The organism is Mycobacterium sp. 1274756.6, assembly GCF_001668625.1.
In the GTDB taxonomy this organism is placed as follows: domain Bacteria; phylum Actinomycetota; class Actinomycetes; order Mycobacteriales; family Mycobacteriaceae; genus Mycobacterium.
Map to the genome: position 1 here is coordinate 287840 of NZ_LZLJ01000093.1, position 21513 is coordinate 309352.

Consider the following 21513-nt stretch of genomic DNA (forward strand, 5'->3'; position numbering starts at 1 on the left):
AATACCCGCCGGCCGCGGCGGTGTTGGCACCAACACCGGGCGTGCAGGCTCGGCCACACCGCACCGACCTCGTGAGGAGATCGCGATGACCACCTACACACCCGACACGATTCTCGGCGACATCGTCACCGCGGACCCGTCGCGCACCCGGATTTTGGACCGCTTCGGCATCGACTACTGCTGCCACGGGCAGCGCCCGGTGCGGGAGGCCTGCGCCGAAGCCCAGATCCCGGTCGACGACCTGTTGGACGCCCTGCACAGCGCGGCCCCCGGCCGGCAGGAAGCCTGGGCCGACCTCGACGACGCGGCCCTCGTCGAGCACATCGTCGACACCCACCACAAGTTCCTGTGGGACGAGTTCCCGCGGGTCGGCGCCCTGGTCGACAAGGTGGCCCGGGTGCACGGCCCCAACCACAGTGAGCTGATCGCGGTCCGCGAGGTCTTCGGCAAGCTGCGCGGCGGCATCGAGCCGCACCTGCGTGAGGAGGAGACCGACCTGTTCCCCCAGATCACCGCGCGCGCCGGCTCCGACGACCCGCTCTCCGAGGAGCTGCGCAGCCTGCTCAAGGAGAACATGGTCGAGCACGACAACGCCGGTTCCCTGCTCGCCGAGTTGCGCCGGCTCACCGACGACTACGCGGTGCCCGCCGACGCCTGCGGCTCCTACACGGCGATGCTGGCCGGGCTGGAGGACATCGAAACCGACCTGCACATGCACGTGCACAAGGAGAACAACGTGCTCTACCCGCGGGTGCTCGCCGCCGGCTGAGCGGGCCGCGCGCCGGTTACGCTCGGGGTATGAGTGCCGCCGAGCTTCCCGACATCACGGCCAGCGCGGCCTGGGCCGCGCTGGCCGACCATCACCGTCGGATCGGGGAAACCCATCTGCGCGACCTGTTCGACGAGGATCGCGACCGCGGCCGGGAGTTCACGCTCAGCGTCGGTGACCTCTACATCGACTACAGCAAGCACCGGATCACCGCCGAAACGGTGCGGCTGCTGTGCGACCTGGCCCGCACCGCGGGGCTGGAGGCCCGCCGCGACGCGATGTTCGCCGGGGAGCACATCAACACCTCCGAGGACCGGGCGGTGCTGCACACCGCGCTGCGCCTACCACGCGGGAGCACGCTGAGCGTCGACGGCCGCGACGTCGCCGCCGACGTGCACGCGGTGCTGGACGCGATGGGCGAGTTCACCGACCGGCTGCGCGACGGCAGCTGGACCGGCGCCACCGGGGCACCGATCCGCTGCGTGGTCAACATCGGCATCGGCGGCTCGGATCTGGGTCCGGCGATGGCCTACCGGGCGCTGCGGCACTACGCCGACGCCGGGATCAGCGCCCGCTTCGTCTCCAACATCGACCCGGCGGATCTGGTGGCCACCCTCGCCGACCTCGACCCGGCCAGCACCCTGTTCGTGGTGGCGTCGAAGACGTTCTCCACCCTGGAGACCCTGACCAACGCGGCGGCGGCGCGGCGCTGGCTGACCGACGCCCTCGGCGAGGACGCGGTGGCCAAGCACTTCGTCGCGGTCTCCACCAACCGGGAGCGGGTCACGCAGTTCGGGATCGACCCGGCCAACATGTTCGGGTTCTGGGACTGGGTCGGCGGGCGGTACTCGGTGGACTCGGCGATCGGGCTGTCGGTGATGGCCACGATCGGCCGGGAGCGGTTCGCCGAGTTCCTCGCCGGTTTCCATCTGGTCGACGAGCACTTCCGCACCGCGCCGCTGGAGGCCAACGCGCCGGTGCTGCTCGGGCTGATCGGGCTGTGGTACTCCAACTTCTTCGGCGCCCAGTCCCGCGCGGTGCTGCCCTACGCCGACGACCTGGCCCGGTTCCCGGCCTACCTGCAGCAGCTGACGATGGAGTCGAACGGCAAGTCGGTGCGCCGCGACGGCAGCCCGGTCAGCACCGACACCGGCGAGATCTTCTGGGGCGAGCCCGGAACCAACGGCCAGCACGCCTTCTTCCAGCTGCTGCACCAGGGCACCCGGCTGGTGCCGGCCGATTTCATCGGGTTCGCCCAGCCGGTCGACGACCTGCCCACCGCAGACGGCGACGGCAGCATGCACGACCTGCTGATGAGCAACTTCTTCGCCCAGACCCAGGTGCTGGCGTTCGGCAAGACCGCCGCGGAGATCGCCGCCGAGGACACCCCGGCGGCGGTGGTGCCGCACAAGGTGATGCCCGGCAACCGGCCGAGCACCTCGATCCTGGCCACCCGGCTCACCCCGTCGGTGCTGGGCCAGCTGATCGCCCTCTACGAGCACCAGGTGTTCACCGAAGGGGTGATCTGGGGTATCGACTCGTTCGACCAGTGGGGTGTGGAGTTGGGCAAGACCCAGGCCAAGGCGCTGGAGCCGGTGCTCACCGGCGCGGCATCCCCGGCGGCGCAGTCGGACAGCTCCACCGACGCGCTGGTGCGCCGCTACCGCGCCGAGCGGGGCCGGGCGACCTAGCCCCCCGCCGGGCGCTCAGGCGAACGGCTTGGTGAACCGCGGCGGCAGCCGGCGCAACAGCGTCACCAGCGGCAGCCACGGCCAGGTCGGCACCACCGCCCGGCCGGCTTCGCGTTCCATGGCCTTGACCATCGCGTCGACGCCGGTCTGGTTGTCCACCATCAGCAGCGTCGAATTCGACTTCGCGGTCATCTCCGATTCGATGTAGCCCGGCTCGATCACGGTCACCTTGATCGGGCCGCTGGTGTACTCCGCGCGCAGCGATTCACCCAGCGAGGTCAGCCCGGCCTTGCTGGCGGCGTAGGCCGCCTTGAGTCCGGGCACGCCCTTGTTGCCCAGCACCGAGGAGATCAGCACCAGATGCCCGCTGCCGGACTTCTTGAACATCTCCAGGGCGGTCTCGATCTGCACCAGCGCCGAGACCAGGTTCGTTTCGATGGTGGCCTTGTTGGCCCACAGCTTGCCCTCACCCAGCGGCCAGCCCTTGCCGATGCCGGCGTTGACCACCACCCGGTCCAGGCCGCCGAGTTCCGCGGCGAGCGCGGCGAACACCTTCGGCACCTGCTCGTGGTCGTTGACGTCGAGTTCGCCGATCGCCACCGTGATCCCGGGGTGGCGGGTGGTCAGTTCGGCCTTGAGCTCCTCGAGCCGGTCGAGGCGGCGGGCGCACAGCGCCAGGTCGCGGCCCTTGGCGGCGAAGGCGCGGGCCATGCCGGCCCCCAGCCCCGAACTGGCCCCGGTGATCAGGATTTTCTGGCGAGTCACGCCGACAGGATAGCCGCACTCGACAGCTGTCAAGACACCCGCCCGGCCCGCTATTTCAGCAGCCGCGACATCCGCCGGTCGGCCAGCACCTTGCCGCCGGTCTGGCAGGTGGGGCAGTACTGGAAGGAGCGCTCACTGAACGACACCTCCCGCACGGTGTCCCCGCAGACCGGGCAGGGCAGCCCGGTCCGCCCGTGTACTCGCAGCCCGGAGCGTTTCTCGCCCTTGAGGGTGGCGGCCTGCAAGCCCACCGACCGGTCGATCGCGTCGGTGAGCACCGCGGTCAGCGCCGCGTGCAGGGCGCCGACCTGGGCGTCGGAGAGGGTGGCCGCGGTCGCGAACGGGGACAGCCGCGCGGTGTGCAGGATCTCGTCGCTGTAGGCGTTGCCGACGCCGGCGATCGCCTTCTGGTCGGTGAGCACCGTCTTGATCCGGCCGGTGTGGGCGGCCAGGATGCCGGCCAGGTCGGTCTCGGTGATCGCCAGCGCGTCGGGGCCCAGCGCGGCGATGCCCGGCACCTCGGCGGGGTCGTCGACCAGCCACACCGCGAGGCGTTTCTGGGTGCCGGCCTCGGTCAGGTCGAAACCCGGCCCCTGCCCGGGGGTGTCGAGGTGGACTCGCAGACCCAGCGGGCCGCGGCCCGGCCGCGGCGGCGCCGCGGGCAGCCGCTCCGACCAGCGCAGCCAGCCCGCCCGCGCCAGGTGGGTGACCAGCAGCAACCCGTCGGCCTCGATCCCAAGGTACTTGCCCCACCGGCGGGCGTCGCGCACCGTCCGGCCGGCCAGCGCCCCGATCGGCGGGTCGACGGTCTTGAGCACCGAGAAGGCCACCACGTCGACCCGGCCGACGGGGCGGCCCACGGCGTGGCGGCGCAGGAATTCCGCGAGCGCCTCAACCTCGGGCAGTTCGGGCATGCCGTCCAGTCTGCCCCGCCCGGTAGACCAGCGCGCCCGATCCGATCACGGTCAGCGCCAGCAGCACCCCGCCGATCACGTCGGTGAACCAGTGCACCCCCAGGTACAGCCGGGCCGCGCCGATCAGCCCGGTGATGCCCGCGACCGCCACCGCCAGCGCGGCCCGCACCCGCGTGCTGCGGCCCGCCCCGATCACCACCGCCAGGATGCCCAACAGCGCCAGGCTGTAGGTGACGTGCCCGGACGGGAAGGCCGGCCCGGTCTTGGCCACCACGTGCACCGCCGGGGGTGGCCGGTCGACGCCGGCGAGGTGTTTGACCGCGACGCCGATGAACCCGGCCGCCGCACAGGTGCCCGCGACCACCGCGGCGGGCAGCAGGCTGCGCCGCCGCCACCACAGCAGCGCCGCCGCCAGCAGCGCGGCCACCGCGACCGCCTGCCGTCCGCTGGCGTGGGTGGCCGCCACCAGCAGCGGGGTCAGCCAGTCGCGCCGCTGGGCGACGAACCAGTCCAGCACCGCCCGGTCCACGCCCGCATCGGCCGGGATGCGGGCCACCGCCAGGGTCACGGCGGCGAAGCCGGCCGCCAGGGCCGCGATCAGCGCGACGGCGGCCGTCGTCGGCCCGCGCTCAGCTGGTGACACGGCGGATGTCACGCACCACCAGCGACAGCAGCCAGCTGACCAGCGACAGCACGATCGCCGCCCAGATCGCGGTCCACCAGAAGTGCTCGATGCGCAGCCCCCAGTGGGTGGTGTGCTCGGTGATCCAGGCGGTCAGCCACAGCATGAACGCGTTGATCACGACGTGGAACAGGCCCAGCGTCAGCACGTACAGCGGGATCGACAGGATCTGCACGATCGGTTTGACGAACGCGTTGACCAGGCCGAAGATCACCGCGACGACGAAGATGATGCCCGCCTTCTGGGCGGTGGTCTGGCCGCCGACGAAGTCGATGCCGCCGACCAGCAGGGTCACCACCCACAGCGCCAGCCCGGTGAGTGCGGCACGCAGCAGGAACGGTCCCATGGCCGCGATCATGCCACGCCGGGGCCGCCCGCGTCGGGCGCCGCGGCGGCGCGCAGCAGATAGGTGTCCATGATCCAGCCGTGCCGTGCCCGCGCCTCGGCGCGCACGATGCGGATCTGCTCGCCCACCTCCCCGACGGTGCCGGCGACCAGTAGCTGGTCCGCGCTGCCCAGGTAGGCGCCCCACCAGATGCGGGTCTGCGGCGGGCAGTGGGTGAACGAGCAGTCGCCGTCGAGCATGACCACCGCGGTGCCGGTCAGCCCGTGGGCTCGCAGTTGGCGGCCGGTGGTGATGAGCACCGGCTCGCCGACGTCGTTGAGCGGGATGCGGTGCGCGGCGGTGAGCGCCTGTATCGCGGTGATCCCCGGGATCACCTCGTAGCGCAGGTCGACCCGGGTGGCCACGGCGTCGAGGATGCGCAGGGTGCTGTCGTAGAGCGCCGGGTCGCCCCAGGCCAGGAAGGCGCCGACGCCGTCGGGGCCGAGTTCGGCGGTGATCGCCTCGGCCCAGATCGCGGCCCGGGCGGCATGCCAGTCGGCGACCGCCCGGCGGTAGTCGCCGCGGTCGGCTCTCGGCGGGTCGGGCAGCTCGACGACCCGGTAGCCGGGGGTGTCGATGTAGCGGGCGCAGACGCGCCGGCGCAAATCGGCCAGCTCTCGTTTGGTCTCCCCCTTGTCGACGACGAAGAAGACCTCGGTCTCGTTGAGGGCCGCCACCGCCTGCACCGTCAGGTGGGCGGGGTCGCCCACCCCGATGCCGATGACCCGCAGCACACGCATCCCCGCAGGGTAACGAGCCGTACGACAAGGTATCCGGTACCGTAGGTATTGACATCTTCGGTGTCGTGTTCCTTAATGACCTGACCAGTCGTGACAAGGAAAGGGACGTCAGCGATGACCACCGTCGTCAAGTCGGCCACCACCCCGCGCGAGCAGGTCGCCGAGCGCCTGCTGAAGGGTTCGGTGAAGAAGTCCTACGCCCCGATCGTCGACATCGACTGGGACGCGCCGCTGGAGGAGGGCAAGTTCTTCCTGCCGCCGCGGATGTGCACCCTCTACGGCACCGACCTGTGGGAGTCGATGAGCCGCGAGCAGCAGATCGAACTGTCCCGCCAGGAACTGGTCAACCTGCTCTCGGCGGGCATCTGGTTCGAGAACATCCTCAACCAGGCGCTGCTGCGCGACATGATGCACCAGAATCCCACCGCCAGCTCCACCCACTACAAGCTGACCGAGCTCGGCGACGAGACCCGCCACATGCTGATGTTCGGCAAGGCCATCGACCGGATCGGTGGGGTGCCGGTGCGGCCCAAGCTCTACCAGCGCATCGTCATCAACACCTTGCCGCTGGTCTTCCGCGGCAGTGTGCTGTGGGGCGCCGCGCTGGTCGGTGAGGAGATCTTCGACGCGCTGCAGCGCCAGATCCTCGACGACCCGGACCTGCAGCCGATCGTCAAGCGGCTGATGCGCATCCATGTCACCGAGGAGGCCCGCCACATCCAGTTCGCCCGCGACGGGTTGCGCAAGGAGGTGCCGGCCATGAGCTGGTACCGCCGGATGTACCTGGCCAACCTGCAGGGCGTGGGCGGACCGTTCTACCGCTACCTGTTCACCATGCCGGTGGTGTACCGGCGGGTCGGGCTCGACGGGCGCGCCGCCCGCCGCGTCGCCCGGCGCAACCCGCACTTCCTGGCGGCGTGCCGCTCGGCGTACGCGCCGCTGGCCACCTTCTTCGAAGAGGTGGGCCTGATGGGCCGGCTGGGCCGGCGGATGTGGCGGCGGGCCGGGTTCCTGTGACCGCCGAAACCGCCGCCGACCGGGTCGACGTGCTGGTGATCGGCGATCCGGCGCGCACACACGGCCGGCTGCCGCACACCGCGGTGATCGCCGCGGCCGCCCGGACCCGCTTCGACAACGACACCGACACCTGGACGGTGACCGGCGCCGACGGCACCACCCGCACCGCCCGGATCGTCGTGGACACCACGGTGCGCGACGACCGGATCGTCGCCGCGCACGGGACCCCCAACTACTTCCGTATCCCCGGCCCGAACACCGCCCGGCAGGCCCGCTACATCGCCGCGGTGCTGGCCGGGATGCTGCGCGGCGGCGCCACCCGCATCGAGGCGCGTTCGCGGCTGCGGGTGCACCCGCTGCTGCCCACCCGCGGACTCTCCCGGTTCTACCTGGCCGGATCGGTCGGGGTCGACGAGGACACCTACGACGGGCCGGCGACGCTGACCCACGACGGCCGCGAGTACCCGACGCGGGTGCGGCTCACCGGGCATTTCGATCCGATCGACGGCCGCTACCACTGGCAGGGCATGCTTTACGCCGAGCTGCCCGGCGAGCGGGTGACCGGTTCGCAGGTCAGCATCCGCATCGGTGCACACACCGCGGAGGCCCGCATCTCCGACCAGACCCCGTGGGGGACGTTGTCGGTGCGCGGCGCGGCCGGCTATCCGCCGTTTCCGCTCGAGACCGTCGAACTCGCGCTGCCGCCTCGGCTCTGATCGCCTCAGCGGTGACCGCGATCACCGTCGTCGCCGTCGTCGGCCCGCGTCACTGGCGAAACTCTCCCGCGGTGATGAGCTGTCCCGCCGCACCGCGGTGTTGTGTCCGACCTCACCGTGTCGCCGGGATCGCGGCGCGCGCGGGTGCCGTTGAATGGAAGGAGTTCTGCGCCAATACCGGTTCGGGCCGGCAGTGTCGCCGAACCCGCTGAACTCAACCGATGAGGGAGGTGCTGATGGACACCAAGGATCGTCCGCGACCAGAGGTGGTCGGTGGGCCCTGCGGTCACCAGCACGCTGTCCACCCCCACCGTCCGGCGACGACCGCCGGCCGGGCCACCGAAGAGCACCGGCGCTGGGTCCGCGCCGCCACCCGCTGCTAGAGCGCCCCGGCTTTCACCCGGCGCTACCCTGAGCGCTTCGCGAGCCAGCGAGCTTGCAGGCTCAGCAGTTCTGTGGGCGCCAGCACCGGGGTGTCGGCGTCGAGTTCGCGGTAGCGCCGGTAGATGTTGGCCACCACCCGTTCGGCGTCCAGCCACCCGGCGTATTCGCCGAGCTCGATCTCCGCGGCGGCGCGGTCGAACGGGAGGCCGCGCCGGTAGGCGTCGTCGGCCGCTTCGCTGATGTAGACCAGGTAGTCGCGCACCGCCCGGATGCCGTCCGGGTCGGTGACCGGGCCGTGGCCGGGCACCACCGTCGGGGCGTCCAGCGCGATCATGGTGTCGCAGGCGCTGATCCAGTTGCCGATCGGACCGGCCCACACGATCGGCGTGCATCCGATGAACAGCAGGTCGCCGGCGAACAGCACCCCGGCGTCGGGCACGTGCGCCACCGAGTCGGCGCCGGTGTGTGCTGGCCCCAGGTTCAGCAACACCACCTCTCGTCCGCCGACCTCGACGATCAGTTCGTCGTCGAAGACGGTGTCGGCGTTGCGTACGGTGATCCCGCCGAAGTCGAAGGCGCCGAACCGCTCCCGCGCATACCGCGTCCCTTCCGCACCCAGGTCACCGATCTGGGTCGCCACCAGCGTCGCCGGTGGACGCCCTTCGGCGATCTCCGCGGCGGTGGCGCGGGCGGCGATGATGCGGGCCTCGTCGGGCAGCAACTGGTTGCCGTTCATGTGGTCACCGTTGGAGTGGGTGATCAGCATGTCGGTGATCGGTGCGACGTCGGTGACTTCGCGCATAGCGGTGAACATTTCGGCGGTCAGCGGCAGGTCGAACAGGGTGTCCACCAGCATCGACGCGCCGTCGCCGGCGATCAGACCGGCGTTGCTCCAGCCGTAGCCGCCGTCCGGCAGCGTCCAGGCCCATACCCGCCGGCCCACCGGGTGCAGCCCGCGGGTGTAGGGCACCCGCGAGACCGCCGGATTCACCCGCGGCGGTTCGGGTTTCGCGTCCGGGTTGGGGCGGGCGGCCAGCGGGTGCGGCCGGGCGGTGGCGCGTACCCGCTGCCGGGTCTCACCGAGTCCCTCGACGCGCAGGGTGACGGTGTCCCCGTCGCGCAGCCAGCCCGGGAAGTCCTGCGGAACCGCGGGATCCAGGTGCTCCAGCAGGGTGCAGGTCGGTACGGTGCCCGAGCCGATGACGTCGCCGGGCACCAGCGTGACCCCGCGGGAGATGTAGGAGATGACCTCCCCGAAACTCCAGTCCATCTGCGCGGTCGTCCCCGAGCCGATCACGCTGTCGTTGACCAGCGCGGTGACCTGCAGGTCGAGGCGACCGTCGCGCCGGTACGGCTCAAGTTCGTCGGCGGTGACCAGATACGGGCCCAGCGTGACGCCGCCGTCTTTGCCCTTGGCCTGCCCGATGCCCAGCTGGCCGTCCAGTTGCTGGAGGTCGCGGGCGGACCAGTCGTTGTAGATGGTGTAGCCGATGATCGCGGCCTCGGCCTGCGCCACGGTGAGGTCGGCGCCCGCGGTGCCGATCACCGCGGCGATCTCCAATTCGAAGTCCTGCCAGACACTTCCCGGCGCCATCGGGGCGTCCTCGTACGGGCCCAGCACGGTGGTCGGGCAGGCGAAGTAGAACGCCGGGATGCGATACCAGGTGTCGTGCAGAACCCGGCCCCGGCCCAGCGCGGCCTGGCAGTTGCGCATGTGCTCCAGAAAGCACAGCGTGTCGCGGATCGACGGCGGCCGCGGAATCGGCGCCAGCAGCGTCGCGGCGGCCAGCGACACCGTCTGCGCCGGGGCGGCCAGCAGCTGCCGACCGGCCTCGGCCAGGCCGGTCGCACCGCGGCGCACCAGGTCCAGCAGCGTCGTCCCGGGCGGGGCCGCGTGGATGGCGTCGCCGTTGAGGACGCCGGTGCGCTCGTCGGCGCCGTCCCGGTAGGTCACCCACCGCATGCCGTCGTCCTCCTCGTCACTCCCGGACCACCTGGTCCGGGGTTTTGTCGCGGCGCAGGCCGCGCCAGCTGACGTGGCGCAGCCGCCCTTCCCCGGTCCGGTCCTGGTAGCGCACCTCGCCCACCAGCACCGGTTGCACGAAGGTCACGCCGCGGGCGTCCTGGGTGGACAGCCGGGCGGTGAACGGTGATTCGTCGGTGGCCAGCGGGGCCAGCCGGGCGTGCAGCGCGCTGAGTTCCTTGTCGGTGAAGCCGGTGCCGACCCGCCCGACGTAGTCCAGGCCGTCGGCGCCCGGGATCCCCATAAGCAGGGAGCCGATGCCGCTGCTGCGTTCACCGCTGCGCCAGCCGCCGATGACCACCTCCTGGGTGGCCCAGATCTTGTCCTTGATCCAGGACGTCGACCGGCGCCCCGGGTGGTATCCGGTGTCCCACCGCTTGGCGACCACACCCTCCCAGCCGTTCCGGCGGGCCTGCTCAAGCGCCTCGGCGCCGTCGCCGGGCAGCAGCTCGGGCACCACCAGATCCGTTCCGCTGGTGAGGGTTTCCAGCAGTGCCCGCCGGTCGCGGTAGCGGGCCCGCAACAGCGAGCGGCCGTCGAGGTGGAGCAGGTCGAAGGCCCAGAAGGTCAGGTCGGCGCCGTCGGCGCGGCGTTGCAGGCGGCTGAAATCCGGTGTGCCGGTCGCGTCGAGCGCCACCACCTCGCCGTCGAGCACCGCCCGGTGTTCGTCGAGCTGGGCGGCGACGCCGGCCAGCTGGGGGAATTCGGTGGTGACGTCGCGGCCGTTGCGGGAGCGCAGCCGCACCCGGCCGTGATCGGCGTCGACCAGCATCCGGTAGCCGTCCCATTTGCCTTCGAAGGCCCACTGCGCGGCGCGCAGCGCGCCGACCGGCCCGCTGGTGGCCAGCATCGGGACGAGCGTGTCGAAGTCGAGGATGTTCTGGTCTTTCATCCGGTGGGCCAGCCACTGGTCGCCGTCGGTGCGGATCAGCGCGTAGCGCCCCGAGATGCGGGTGCCGTGCAGGACGACGATCACCTCGTCGTCGCGGAACTTCTCGGTGTCGTAGCGCCCGGAGTCCCAGATCGTGACGGTGCCGGCCCCGTATTCGCCGGCCGGGATGCGGCCTTCGAAGGTGGCGTACTCCAGCGGGTGGTCCTCGGTGTGCACCGCCAGGTGGTTGACGTCGGGCGTGGCGGGCAGGTTCTTCGGGACGGCCCAACTGACCAGCACCCCGTCGCGTTCCAGCCGGAAGTCGTAGTGCAGCCGGCGGGCGTGGTGTTCCTGGATGACGAAGGTGTCGTCGCGGCCGGTGACCGGTGTGGCGGCGGGGACGGGTTCGGGGGTCTTGGCGGCGTCGCGCTTGCTGCGGTAGTGGTGCAGCCGGTCGGGGCCGGTGCGGTCGAGCCCGGCGAGCAGGTCGCCGTCGGCCGCGACGCGGGCGAGCACCTCGTCGTAGCGCAGCTGGGCCAGGTCGGGGTCGTCGAGTTCGGCCCAGCTGCGCGGCGCGGCCACCGTCGGCTCGGGCCGGCCGCGCAGCGAGTAGGGCGCGATGGTGGTCTTGGCGGCGTTGTTCTGGCTCCAGTCGACGAACACCTTGCCCGCCCGGGCGCTGCGGGCCATCGTCGCGGTGACCCGGCCGGGCATGTCCCGCTCGAGTTGCCGGGCGATGCGCTGGGCCAGGGCGGACGCGCCGCGCGAGCTCACCGGCCGGTCCAGCGGGCTGTACAGATGCAGGCCCTTGCTGCCGCTGGTGACCGGGAACACCGTCAGGTCGATGGCGGCCAGCAGCTCGCGGATGGCGCGGGCCACCTCGGCCAGCTCCGCCATGCCCACCCCCTCGCCGGGGTCGAGGTCGAAGACCAGCCGGGTCGCCGGCCCGGGTTCGCCGTCGACGAAACGCCACTGCGGCACGTGCACCTCGAGCGCGGCCTGCTGGGCGATCCAGGCGATGGCGTCGACGCTGTCGAGGATCGGATAGCGGGTGGTGCCCGACCGGTGTGCCACCTCACCGCGGGACAGCCAGTCCGGTGCCGACGCCGCCAGTTGTTTCTCGAAGAAGGAGTCCGCCGCCACCCCGTCGGGCCAGCGTTTGCGGGTGGCGGGCCGGCCGGCGACGTGCGGCAGCATCACCTCGGCGATCGCGGTGTAGTAGTCGAACACGTCGGCCTTGGTGACGGCGGCGCCGCCGCCGGTCGGCGGGTACAACACCTTCTCGGCGTTGGTCAGGCGCACCCGCGACGAAGCCATGCTGCCAACGTACGTCGTGGCCGGTCCAGGATCGCTCGGTACTGTCGAGACCATGCCGGGGGCGCTCGTGATCGGTGAATCACTCATCGACATCGTCGAGCAGGACGGGCGGGTGCTCGGCGAGTACGTCGGCGGCAGCCCGCTCAACGTCGCGGTCGGGTTGGGCCGGCTGGGACACGGCGTGGCTTTCCTGACCCGGGTCGGCGAGGACGCCAACGGCGACCGGATTCTGGCGTATCTGCGCTCCGCCGGGGTGCGGGCGGTGGCGGGCAGCGTCGCCGCCGGCGGCACCGCGACCGCGCGCGCCCGACTGGATGCCGCACATGCCGCCGATTACCGCCTCGACCTGGATTGGCGCCTCGACGGGACACCGGCCGTGCCGCCGCCGACGCTGGTGCACACCGGCTCGCTGGCCGCGGTGGTCGAGCCGGGGTGCCTGGCGGTCGCGGCGCTGCTGGACACCTACCGGCCGTCGGCGACGGTCACCTTCGACCCGAACATCCGCCCGGCGCTGCTCGACAACCGCCTGCTGGCCCGCGAACGCATCCAGCGGCTGATCGAGGGCAGCGACATCGTCAAGGTCAGCGCCGAGGACCTGGCCTGGATCGCCCCGGATCGCCCGGTCGACCAGGTCGCCCGCAGCTGGCTGGCCGCCGGGCCCGCGGTGGTGGCGGTGACCCTCGGTGCGCGCGGCGCGTTCGCGCTCTGCGCCGACGGGGTGGCCCGGGTCGACGCCGACACCGTTGCGGTGGCCGACACCATCGGCGCCGGTGACGCTTTCACCGTCGGGCTGATCGACGCGCTGTGGTCGGCCGGCCTGCTGGGTGCGCGGCGCCGCGCGGCGCTGCAGGCTATCGGGGTGGGAACGCTCACCGCGGCACTGCAGTCGGCCGCCGACTGCGCGGCGCTGACGGTGGCGCGCCGCGGCGCCGATCTGCCCGACCGCGCCGCCCTCGACTCCTACCGGACGCGCCGGTTCGGGACGCCGAAGAACGGGTAGCCGGCCGCGGCGGCGGGCATACTGACTCTTATGCGCGCCATCTGGAAGGGATCGATCGCATTCGGGCTGGTCAATGTGCCGGTCAAGTTGTACGCGGCCACCGAGGACCACGACGTCAAGTTCCACCAGGTGCACGCCAAGGACAACGGCCGCATCCGCTACAAGCGGGTCTGCGAGGTCTGCGGGGAGGTGGTCGAGTTCCGCGACATCGCCCGGGCGTACCAGTCCGAGGACGGCCAGGCGGTGATCATCACCGATGACGACCTGGCGAACCTGCCCGAGGAGCGCAGCCGGGAGATCGCGGTGGCCGAGTTCGTCCCGGCCGACCAGCTGGACCCGTTGCTGTATGACCGCAGCTATTTTCTCCAGCCCGACGGCAGCTCCACGAAATCCTATGTGCTGCTGGCCAAGACGCTCGCCCAGACCGACCGGGTGGCGATCGTGCACTTCGCGCTGCGCAACAAGACCCGGCTGGCGGCGTTGCGGGTCAACGACTTCGGCAAGCGTCAGGTCATGGTGGTGCACACGCTGCGCTGGCCCGACGAGATCCGCGACCCGGACTTCCCGGTGCTCGACAAGAAGGTGGAGATCAAGCCGGCCGAATTGAAGATGGCCGGGCAGGTGGTGGAGTCGATGGCCGAGGACTTCCACCCCGAGCAGTACCGCGACGAGTACCAGGAGCAGCTCGTCGAGCTCATCGAGGCGAAACTGTCCGGCGGGGAGGCGTTCACCGCCGAGGAGCAGCCCACCGAACTCGACGAGACCGAGGATGTCTCCGACCTGCTGGCCAAGCTGGAGGCCAGCGTCAAGTCGCGGCCGAAGAAATCCGGTGGCCGCAAGACGCGCGCGAAGTCCAAGTCCTGAACCGCCTTGTTAGCGTGAGGGCGTGATTCTCGACAAGTTCCGTCTGGATGGCAGCGTCGCGGTCGTCACCGGCGCCGGGCGCGGGCTCGGCGCCGCGATCGCGGTGGCGTTCGCCGAGGCGGGCGCCGACGTCGTCGTCTCCGCCCGCACCGCCGCCGATCTGGACGCGGTCGCCGCGCAGGTGCAGCAGGCGGGCCGGCGAGCCCAGGCCGTCGTCGCCGACCTGGCCCGCCCGGAGCAGACCGCGCAGCTGGCCGGGACCGCCGTCGAGACCTTCGGGCGCCTCGACATCGTGGTCAACAACGTCGGCGGGGCCATGCCCGCCCCGCTGCTGAACACCTCGGCCCAGGACCTCAAGGACGCGTTCGGCTTCAACGTGCTCACCGCGCACGCGTTGACCACCGCCGCGGTGCCGCTGATGCTCGAACACGCCGGCGGCGGGACCGTCATCAACATCACCTCGGCGGTCGGGCGGCTGGCCGGGCGCGGGTTCGCCGCCTACGGCACCGCCAAGGCCGCACTGGCGCACTACACCCGGCTGGCCGCAGCGGATCTGGCGCCGCGGATCCGGGTCAACGCGATCGCGCCGGGGGCGATCCTGACCTCCGCGCTGGAGGTGGTGGCCGGCAACGACGAACTGCGCACCCCGATGGAGCGGGCCACCCCGCTGCGCCGGTTGGGTGACCCGGCCGACATCGCCGCCGCGGCGGTCTATCTGGCCTCGCCGGCGGGCGGCTACCTGACCGGCAAGGTGCTCGAGGTCGACGGCGGGCTCACCGCCCCGAACATGGAGTTGCCGATCCCCGACCTGTGAGGGGCGCCCGCTGCGCCCCGCGAAGTTTCGGCTACCCTCACTTTTTTATTCGCCTCTGGTGCGAGAGGGGGTCGGGGTTGGCGCTGCGCAGCGAGGTCCGGTCGCGGCCGGGCTGGTACCTGCTGGGCCCAGCCTTCGTCGCCGCCATCGCCTACGTCGACCCGGGCAACGTCGCCGCCAACGTCAGCGCCGGGGCGCAGTTCGGGTTCCTGCTGCTGTGGGTCATCGTCGTGGCCAACGTCATGGCCGGGCTGGTGCAGTACCTGTCGGCCAAGCTCGGCCTGGTCACCGGCCGCTCGCTGCCGGAGGTCGTCGGCGACCACGCCCGCCGCCCCACCCGCATCGCCTACTGGCTGCAAGCCGAACTGGTGGCGATGGCCACCGATCTGGCCGAGGTGGTCGGCGGCGCCATCGCGCTGCACCTGCTGTTCGAGTTGCCGCTGCTGCTCGGCGGGGTGATCACCGGGGCGGTGTCGATGCTGCTGCTGGCGGTGCAGGACCGGCGCGGGCAGCGCCACTTCGAGTTGGTGATCAGCGGGCTGCTGCTGATCATCGCGATCGGGTTTTTGGCCAGCCTGTTCGTCGCTCCCCCGCCGGCAGCGGGATTGGCCGGCGGTCTGGTGCCGGCCTTCGCCGGCACCGAGAGCGTGCTGCTGGCCACCGCGATCCTGGGCGCCACGATCATGCCGCACGCGGTGTACCTGCATTCGGGGTTGAGCCGCGATCGGCACGGCTGCCCACCGGCCGGTCCGCAGCGGCGGCGGCTGCTGCGGATCACCCGCTGGGATGTGGGCCTGGCGATGGTGGTGGCCGGAACGGTCAACGCCGCCATGCTGGTGGTGGCCGCGACCCACCTGCAGGGCCGCGTCGACGGCGATTCGATCGAGGGCGCCCATGCCGCGGTGCGTGACGCCCTCGGACCCACCATCGCCTTGCTGTTCGCGATCGGGCTGCTGGCCTCCGGGCTGGCGTCGACGTCGGTGGGCGCCTACGCCGGCGCGATGGTCATGCAGGGGTTGCTGCGGGTGTCGGTGCCGCTGTTGTGGCGGCGGCTGATCACGCTGATCCCGGCGCTGGTGATTCTGGCGATCGGGGTCGACCCGACCCGGGCGCTGGTGCTCTCCCAGGTGGTGCTCTCCTTCGGCATCCCGCTCGCGCTGGTCCCGGTGATCCGGTTGACCGCCGACCGGGCGCTGATGGGCACCGACGTCAATCACCGGCTGACCTCGCTGCTGGGGTGGGCGGTCACCGGCGTCGTTACCCTGCTCAACGTGGTGCTGATCTACCTGACCGTGCGGGGCTGATGCCGGCCTACTTCGCCTACGGGTCCAACCTGTGCGCCGAGCAGATGGCGCGCCGCTGCGTCGGTGCGGTCGATCCGCGCCCGGCGGTGCTCGACGGGCACACCTGGCTGATCAACCAGCGCGGGGTGGCCACCGTGCGCGCCGCGCCGGGCGCGCGGGTGCACGGGGTGGTGTGGCAGGTCAGCGACGACGACCTGGCCGCCCTCGACGTCGCCGAGAGCGTGCCGGCGCACTACCGGCGCTTCCGGCTCCCGGTGCGGACTCAGGCCGGGTCGGAACTGGTCTGGGTTTACATCGACTACCGGGTGTGCCCGGGCCCGGCGCGCCCGGGTTATCTGGAGCGGGTGCTCGACGGTGCCGCCCGTCAGCAGCTGCCTGCGGAGTGGCTGGATTTCCTGCGCGGGTGGGCGCCGGCTATTTGAGGTGGCCGACCAGTTCGCCGTGCTCACCGAAGAGTTCGCGCTGCCAGGTCGTCATCAGTTCGGTCGTGTCGATCTGGTTGGGGTGGAAGTCGCGTCTCTTGAACGGCTTCATCGCTTTGTGGAAGCCCTTGAACATCGGGCTGCGCAGCATCTGGACGGTCTCGATGAGCAACCGCACCGGCTGGCGGCGGCCCTCGCGGTCGTTCAGCACGATCGAGGCCAGCGTGAACAGCAGCAGGATCGGGATGCCGAAGTTCTGCGCGAACCGCATCCAGCGGATCCGGGTCGACTCCGGCACCCCGATGGCGCGGTAGACGTCGAAGGCGACGTCCTTGTGCTCCAACTCCTCCAAGGCGTGCCAGTTCAACAGGTTCCGGATCTCCGGGTCGTACATCATCGCCTGCACCTCGGGGCTTTTGAGGATGTTCTCCGCCCAGGTGGCGGTGAAATGCTCTGCGGCCACGGTGAAGCCGAGGAAGAAGCGGCGCAGCTTCACGAACCGGTCCGGGCTCGGGTAGCGCTTGTCGAGGAACTTCTCCAGGTGCTCGGTGCTCTCCAGCAGGAACTCGAACCACGGCGTCGGGTAGCCCATCGCCAGCAGTTGCTCGTTGAGTTCGCGGTGCTGCAGGCCGTGCACCTTCTCCTGCCCGATGAACGCCGCGACCCGCTGGCTGAGGTCGGGGTCGGTGATCTGATCGCGGTAGCGGCGCACCGACCGGACGAAGATGTCCTCGCCGGGCGGGAAGATCGCCGACAGCACCGCCACTAAGTGGCTGAACACGATGCTGCCGTTGGCGTAGTACTTGGTCGCCCGAGCCTGGTCGTCGTCGAACCCGAACTTCATCCGCCGCACCGTCAGCGGCGCGGTCTCCCCGGTCGCCACCATGATCAGAGTCCTCCAACTCGGTATAACCTGCGCCATCGACCGTAACGGTATTATCCGTAACGGTCAACGCCGGAGTGCTACTGTGGAGGCGATGGAGTTCACGATCGACGAGTTGGCCCAGCGGGTGGCGATGACCGTGCGCAACATCCGGGAATGGCAGACCCTCGGCCTGGTGCCGCCGCCGGTTCGGCGCGGCCGGGTCGGAATCTACTCCCGCGAGCACGTCGCGATCATCGAGCGGGTCAAACACCTGCGCGCTCAAGGCCTACCGCTGGACCTCATCCGCCGGTTCACCGAGCCCGGAACCGACTCCGAGGAGGCGGTGCGCCGGCTGGCCGCCGAGGCGCTGAGCCCACTGGCGGCGACCGAGCCCGTCGTCCTCCCCCGCGCCGAGTTGCAGCGCCGGCTCGGTGACGGCGCCGACGACGTCCTCATCGACGCCGGTTTGGTGCAGGCGGTCGACGCGTCGACCGTCTCCGCGCCCGACGCCGGCATCATCACCGCGATCGAGCAACTCGTGGAAGCCGGCCTCTCGCTGCCGCGGCTCGCCGACACCATCGCCGACCTCGAGGTGCAGCAGCGCGCCATCGCTCAGCGGCTCATCGACCGCTACGTCGACGACGTGTGGCAGCCGGCGGCCGACACCGGGTTCGCCGACGCGGACTGGGTGAAGCTGGCCGACACCGCGACGAAGGCGAAGAGCATCGCGGTCGCGCTGATGGGGCGGGTCTTCGCCAAAGCCTTCGACGAGGTGGCCGACGGCGTGCTGGTGCAGAAGGCGACCGAGGCGGACGCCTCACTGTCCCAAGGCCGCAACGCCTCCACCGCCTGAGCGCTCTCCTTGGCGTCGACACTGCGGTGAGCAAACACCCTTCTCGCACTTCTGCGTGCTCTACGCAGTATGAACGGGGAGGTGGTCGGTGTCGGCGCCGACGTCGGGGCGCAGGTCCAGTCGTCGCAGCAGTTGAGCGTTGAGCGCCACGACGATCGTCGACAACGACATGAGCACCGCCCCAACCGACATCGGCAGCACAAAACCCACTTTGGCGAGCACCCCGGCTGCCAGTGGCACCGCGAGGATGTTGTATCCGGCCGCCCACCAGAGGTTTTGGCGCATCTTGCGGTAGGTGGCCTTCGACAGCTCGATGACCGAGAGCACCGAGCGGGGATCGGAGCTGGCTAAAATGACGCCCGCCGAGGCGATCGCCACATCGGTACCGGCGCCGATCGCGATCCCGACGTCGGCCTGCGCCAATGCGGGGGCGTCGTTGACGCCGTCACCGACCATCGCGACGGTCGCGCCTTCGTTCTGTAGTTCGACGACCTTCGCGGCCTTGTCCTCGGGGCGCACACCGGCGAAGACCCGGTCGATGCTCAGCTCCTTCGCCACCGCGTTCGCGACGGCTTCGGCGTCGCCGGTGACCATCGCGACCCGCACACCCAAGCGATGCAGCGCGTCGATAGCGTGAGCGGACTCGTCGCGGATCGCGTCGGCGAGCTTCAGCGCGCCGATCACCGCGCCGTCGGCGACCACATGCAGGATGATCGCGCCCTCGTCACGCCAGGGCTGCACCAGCGACAACTCGTCGAGGCCCTGTTCGGCCAGCATCGCCGGCCCGCCGACGTGGATGCGGCGGCCGTCGACGGTCGCGCTGACCCCGGCGGCGGGCGAGGAGGTGAACTCGCCGGCGGCCGGCACGCTCAGCTCGCGGTCGACGGCGGCACGCACGATGGCATGGGCCAACGGGTGTTCGCTGTCGGATTCGGCCGCCGCGGCCAGCGCCAGCACCGAAGTTTCGGACTCACCATGCCCGGCGACCTCGGTCACGGTCGGCTCGCCGCGGGTCAGGGTTCCGGTCTTGTCGAACAGCACGACGTCGACGGTGCGCATCCGCTCCAGCGACAGGCGGTCCTTGATCAGCACCCCGCCTTGGGCGGCGCGTTCGGTGGCGATCGAGACCACCAGCGGGATGGCCAGGCCCAGCGCGTGCGGGCAGGCGATGACGAGAACGGTGATCACCCGGCTCACCGCCTGGTCGGGGTGGCCCAGCAGCACCCACACCACCGCGGTGAGCGCGCCCGCCCCCAGCGCGAACCAGAACAGCCACCCGGCGGCGATGTCGGCGAGCCGCTGCGCCCTCGACGACGAGTTCTGTGCCTGGCTGACCAGGCGCTGGATGCCGGCCAGCGCGGTCTGGTCGCCGACCGCGCTGATCTGCACGCGCAGCCCGGAGTCGGTGGCCACCGTCCCGGCGACGACGTGATCGCCTGCCGAGCGGCGCACCGGCCGCGATTCGCCGGTGACCATCGACTCGTCGAGGGCGGCGCTGCCCTCGACCACGGTGCCGTCGGCGGGCACCGTGCCGCCGGGGCGCACCAGCACCACATCGCCGACCCGCAGCTCGCCGGGGGCGACGACGACGACCGAGTCACCCTCGACGCGTTCGGCCTCGTCGGGCAGCAGTGCGGCCAATGAGTCCAGCGCCGAGGTGGTCTGGGCCAGGGATCGCATCTCCAGCCAGTGCCCCAGCAGCATGATCACCACCAGCAGTGCGAGCTCCCACCAGAACTCCAGGTCCGAACTGAGGATGCCGAGGGTCGCGCCCCAGGAGGCGACGAACGCGACGGTGATCGCCAGCACAATCAACAGCATCATTCCCGGTGCCCGGGAACGGATCTCGCTGATGGCACCGGTCAGGAACGGCGCCCCGCCCCAGACGTAGATGATCGTGCCGAGCAGCGGTGCCACCCACGCCGAACCGGGGAACGACGGGATGGTGTAACCCAGCGTCGAGGCGAACATGCCGGACAGCGCGACCGTCGGGATGGCCAGCGCCAGCATCACCCAGAACAGCCGGCGGAATTGCGCGGCGTGATCGCCGTGGTCGTGTCCGCCGTGCCCGCCGTGGTCGTCTCCGGCGTGCTCCGCGTCGTCGGGCGCTTGCGCGTCCATCACCATGGCGTGGTCGTGTCCGGGTGCGCTCATACCATCCAGGTATACCCGTGGGGGGTATACCTGGCAAGTGGTCGCCCGGCGACTCGGCGGCTGCCGGCCTCAGCCCCGCGGCAGCCGGGCGGCTTCCAACTCGGCGACCATGCCGCGCATCGTCCGGCTCTTGGTGAGCACGAAATCGAGCACCGGGTTGGCGATCCCGCGCAGCCAGCTGTACTCACGCCAGCCGGCCGGCGCGATCGTGCTGGCCGCCCGGCGACCGATCCCGTCGGCGATGGATCGGGCCGCCTGTTCGGCGGAGATGCGCCGGCTCAGCGGCCACACCAGCATGTCGTTGAGCCGACGCCCCAGCGGGTCCTCGTCGAGGACGGCGTGGGTCATCGACGTGTCGACGATCCCGAAGTAGGCGATCTGCACGCTCGCGCCGTGCCCCGACAGCTCCAACCGCAGGCTGCGCCCGAACTGTTCGACGCCGGCCTTGCTGATCATGTACGGCGACCCGCCCGGTGACGGGGCGAAGGCGGCCGCCGAGGACACCACCACAACGTGACCCCGATGTTCGATGACCTGTTCCAGCGCGGGGGTGACGGTGTTGTAGACCCCGGTCAGGTTGATGCCGATCACCCGGTCGAAGTCCGCGCCGTCCATGGTGCGCAGCGTCGCCGGCGTCGGCGTCACCCCGGCATTGGCCACGACGATGTCCAGCCGACCGAACCGGCCCGCCGCGGTCGCGACCGCTTCGGCCATCGCGGACCGGTCGCGCACGTCGGCGGCGACCCCCAGCGCGCGGTCGCCGATTCGGCCCACCGCCTGCTCGACGGCGGCCGCGTCGACGTCGACGAGCACGACGGCGGCTCCGTCGGCGTGGAGTCGGCGGGCCAGGGCCAGTCCGATGCCCTGCGCTGCCCCGGTGATCAGGGCGACCCTGCCGTCGAGATCGAGTCTCCGGCGGCTACCCATGCCCACCGTCCTCGTGCGTTTCTGGCATGCCGCCCA

The 21513-nt window shown here is 71.1% G+C and carries 19 protein-coding genes and 2 pseudogenes; 10 read left to right on the forward strand and 11 right to left on the reverse strand.

Annotated elements, in window-relative coordinates; genetic code table 11:
• Positions 1-85 precede the first annotated feature (85 nt).
• Positions 86-769, forward strand: a complete 684-nt coding sequence (ric, locus tag A5643_RS16045) for an iron-sulfur cluster repair di-iron protein (RefSeq protein ID WP_066857722.1) — start codon at positions 86-88, stop codon at positions 767-769.
• A 29-nt stretch (positions 770-798) separates the two neighbouring features.
• The gene (gene pgi / locus A5643_RS16050; RefSeq protein ID WP_066857724.1) at positions 799-2460 is read left to right on the forward strand and encodes a glucose-6-phosphate isomerase; all 1662 of its coding nucleotides are present in this window, start codon (positions 799-801) and stop codon (positions 2458-2460) included.
• 15 nt (positions 2461-2475) lie between these two features.
• Here pgi and A5643_RS16055 read toward each other — a convergent pair whose 3' ends face one another.
• The 6 genes and pseudogenes from A5643_RS16055 to cobF all read right to left on the reverse strand — a co-directional run bounded on the left by A5643_RS16055 (position 2476) and on the right by cobF (position 5946).
• Positions 2476-3225: an SDR family oxidoreductase gene (locus A5643_RS16055; RefSeq protein ID WP_066857727.1), complete on the reverse strand. Its 750-nt coding sequence runs from the start codon at positions 3223-3225 to the stop codon at positions 2476-2478.
• Between the two features lie 50 nt (positions 3226-3275).
• Positions 3276-3743 (reverse strand): zinc finger domain-containing protein, encoded by a 468-nt coding sequence (locus A5643_RS19030; protein WP_502686250.1) that lies wholly within the window; start codon positions 3741-3743, stop codon positions 3276-3278.
• Between the two features lie 189 nt (positions 3744-3932).
• Positions 3933-4139: pseudogene (locus tag A5643_RS19035) on the reverse strand (DNA-formamidopyrimidine glycosylase family protein); the annotation flags it as partial.
• Positions 4117-4794, reverse strand: coding sequence for a phosphatase PAP2 family protein (locus A5643_RS16065; protein ID WP_156628849.1), 678 nt, complete (start codon positions 4792-4794; stop codon positions 4117-4119). The gene A5643_RS16065 and the pseudogene A5643_RS19035, both read right to left, overlap by 23 nt.
• Positions 4769-5167, reverse strand: coding sequence for a phage holin family protein (locus A5643_RS16070; protein WP_066858072.1), 399 nt, complete (start codon positions 5165-5167; stop codon positions 4769-4771). Before A5643_RS16070 ends, A5643_RS16065 begins: the two co-directional genes overlap by 26 nt.
• Before the next feature lie 8 nt (positions 5168-5175).
• Positions 5176-5946, reverse strand: a complete 771-nt coding sequence (cobF, locus tag A5643_RS16075) for a precorrin-6A synthase (deacetylating) (RefSeq protein WP_066857736.1) — start codon at positions 5944-5946, stop codon at positions 5176-5178.
• Between the two features lie 114 nt (positions 5947-6060).
• Here cobF and A5643_RS16080 point away from each other — a divergent pair, with 114 nt between their 5' ends.
• Positions 6061-6963: an AurF N-oxygenase family protein gene (locus A5643_RS16080; protein ID WP_066857739.1), complete on the forward strand. Its 903-nt coding sequence runs from the start codon at positions 6061-6063 to the stop codon at positions 6961-6963.
• The gene (locus A5643_RS16085; protein ID WP_066857742.1) at positions 6960-7679 is read left to right on the forward strand and encodes a DUF4873 domain-containing protein; all 720 of its coding nucleotides are present in this window, start codon (positions 6960-6962) and stop codon (positions 7677-7679) included. Before A5643_RS16080 ends, A5643_RS16085 begins: the two co-directional genes overlap by 4 nt.
• 406 nt (positions 7680-8085) lie before the next feature.
• Here the strand turns inward: A5643_RS16085 and A5643_RS16090 are convergent, their stop codons facing one another.
• On the reverse strand, positions 8086-10026 hold the full coding sequence (locus A5643_RS16090) for a fumarylacetoacetate hydrolase family protein (protein ID WP_066857745.1): 1941 nt from the start codon (positions 10024-10026) through the stop codon (positions 8086-8088).
• 16 nt (positions 10027-10042) lie between these two features.
• A complete protein-coding gene (locus A5643_RS16095) occupies positions 10043-12274 on the reverse strand; it encodes an ATP-dependent DNA ligase (RefSeq protein ID WP_066857748.1) in 2232 nt (743 codons plus the stop codon).
• A 52-nt stretch (positions 12275-12326) separates the two neighbouring features.
• Between A5643_RS16095 and A5643_RS16100 the strand changes: the two genes are divergently transcribed.
• The 5 genes and pseudogenes from A5643_RS16100 to A5643_RS16120 form a co-directional block, all read left to right on the forward strand.
• Positions 12327-13274, forward strand: coding sequence for a carbohydrate kinase family protein (locus tag A5643_RS16100; RefSeq protein ID WP_066857751.1), 948 nt, complete (start codon positions 12327-12329; stop codon positions 13272-13274).
• A gap of 30 nt (positions 13275-13304) precedes the next feature.
• Positions 13305-14138, forward strand: coding sequence for a non-homologous end joining protein Ku (gene ku / locus A5643_RS16105; RefSeq protein WP_066857754.1), 834 nt, complete (start codon positions 13305-13307; stop codon positions 14136-14138).
• Positions 14139-14160: 22 nt separating this feature from the next.
• The gene (locus tag A5643_RS16110; RefSeq protein ID WP_066857757.1) at positions 14161-14952 is read left to right on the forward strand and encodes an SDR family oxidoreductase; all 792 of its coding nucleotides are present in this window, start codon (positions 14161-14163) and stop codon (positions 14950-14952) included.
• A 77-nt stretch (positions 14953-15029) separates the two neighbouring features.
• The gene (locus tag A5643_RS16115; protein WP_066857759.1) at positions 15030-16256 is read left to right on the forward strand and encodes an Nramp family divalent metal transporter; all 1227 of its coding nucleotides are present in this window, start codon (positions 15030-15032) and stop codon (positions 16254-16256) included.
• Positions 16256-16672: pseudogene (locus tag A5643_RS16120) on the forward strand (gamma-glutamylcyclotransferase family protein); the annotation flags it as partial. The gene A5643_RS16115 and the pseudogene A5643_RS16120, both read left to right, overlap by 1 nt.
• Here the strand turns inward: A5643_RS16120 and A5643_RS16125 are convergent.
• Positions 16671-17600 carry a metal-dependent hydrolase gene (locus A5643_RS16125; protein ID WP_231995630.1) on the reverse strand — a complete coding sequence of 310 codons (930 nt, stop codon included), beginning with the start codon at positions 17598-17600 and terminating at the stop codon, positions 16671-16673. The pseudogene A5643_RS16120 and the gene A5643_RS16125 overlap by 2 nt on opposite strands.
• A 55-nt stretch (positions 17601-17655) precedes the next feature.
• Between A5643_RS16125 and A5643_RS16130 the strand changes: the two genes are divergently transcribed.
• On the forward strand, positions 17656-18396 hold the full coding sequence (locus tag A5643_RS16130; RefSeq protein ID WP_066857765.1) for a MerR family transcriptional regulator: 741 nt from the start codon (positions 17656-17658) through the stop codon (positions 18394-18396).
• Positions 18397-18456: 60 nt separating this feature from the next.
• On the opposite strand, the gene A5643_RS16135 is transcribed toward A5643_RS16130, so the two are convergent.
• Both A5643_RS16135 and A5643_RS16140 read right to left on the reverse strand, forming a co-directional pair.
• Positions 18457-20550: a heavy metal translocating P-type ATPase gene (locus A5643_RS16135; protein ID WP_082948999.1), complete on the reverse strand. Its 2094-nt coding sequence runs from the start codon at positions 20548-20550 to the stop codon at positions 18457-18459.
• A gap of 69 nt (positions 20551-20619) precedes the next feature.
• Positions 20620-21477, reverse strand: coding sequence for a short-chain dehydrogenase/reductase (locus A5643_RS16140; protein ID WP_066858077.1), 858 nt, complete (start codon positions 21475-21477; stop codon positions 20620-20622).
• Positions 21478-21513: the final 36 nt, after the last annotated feature.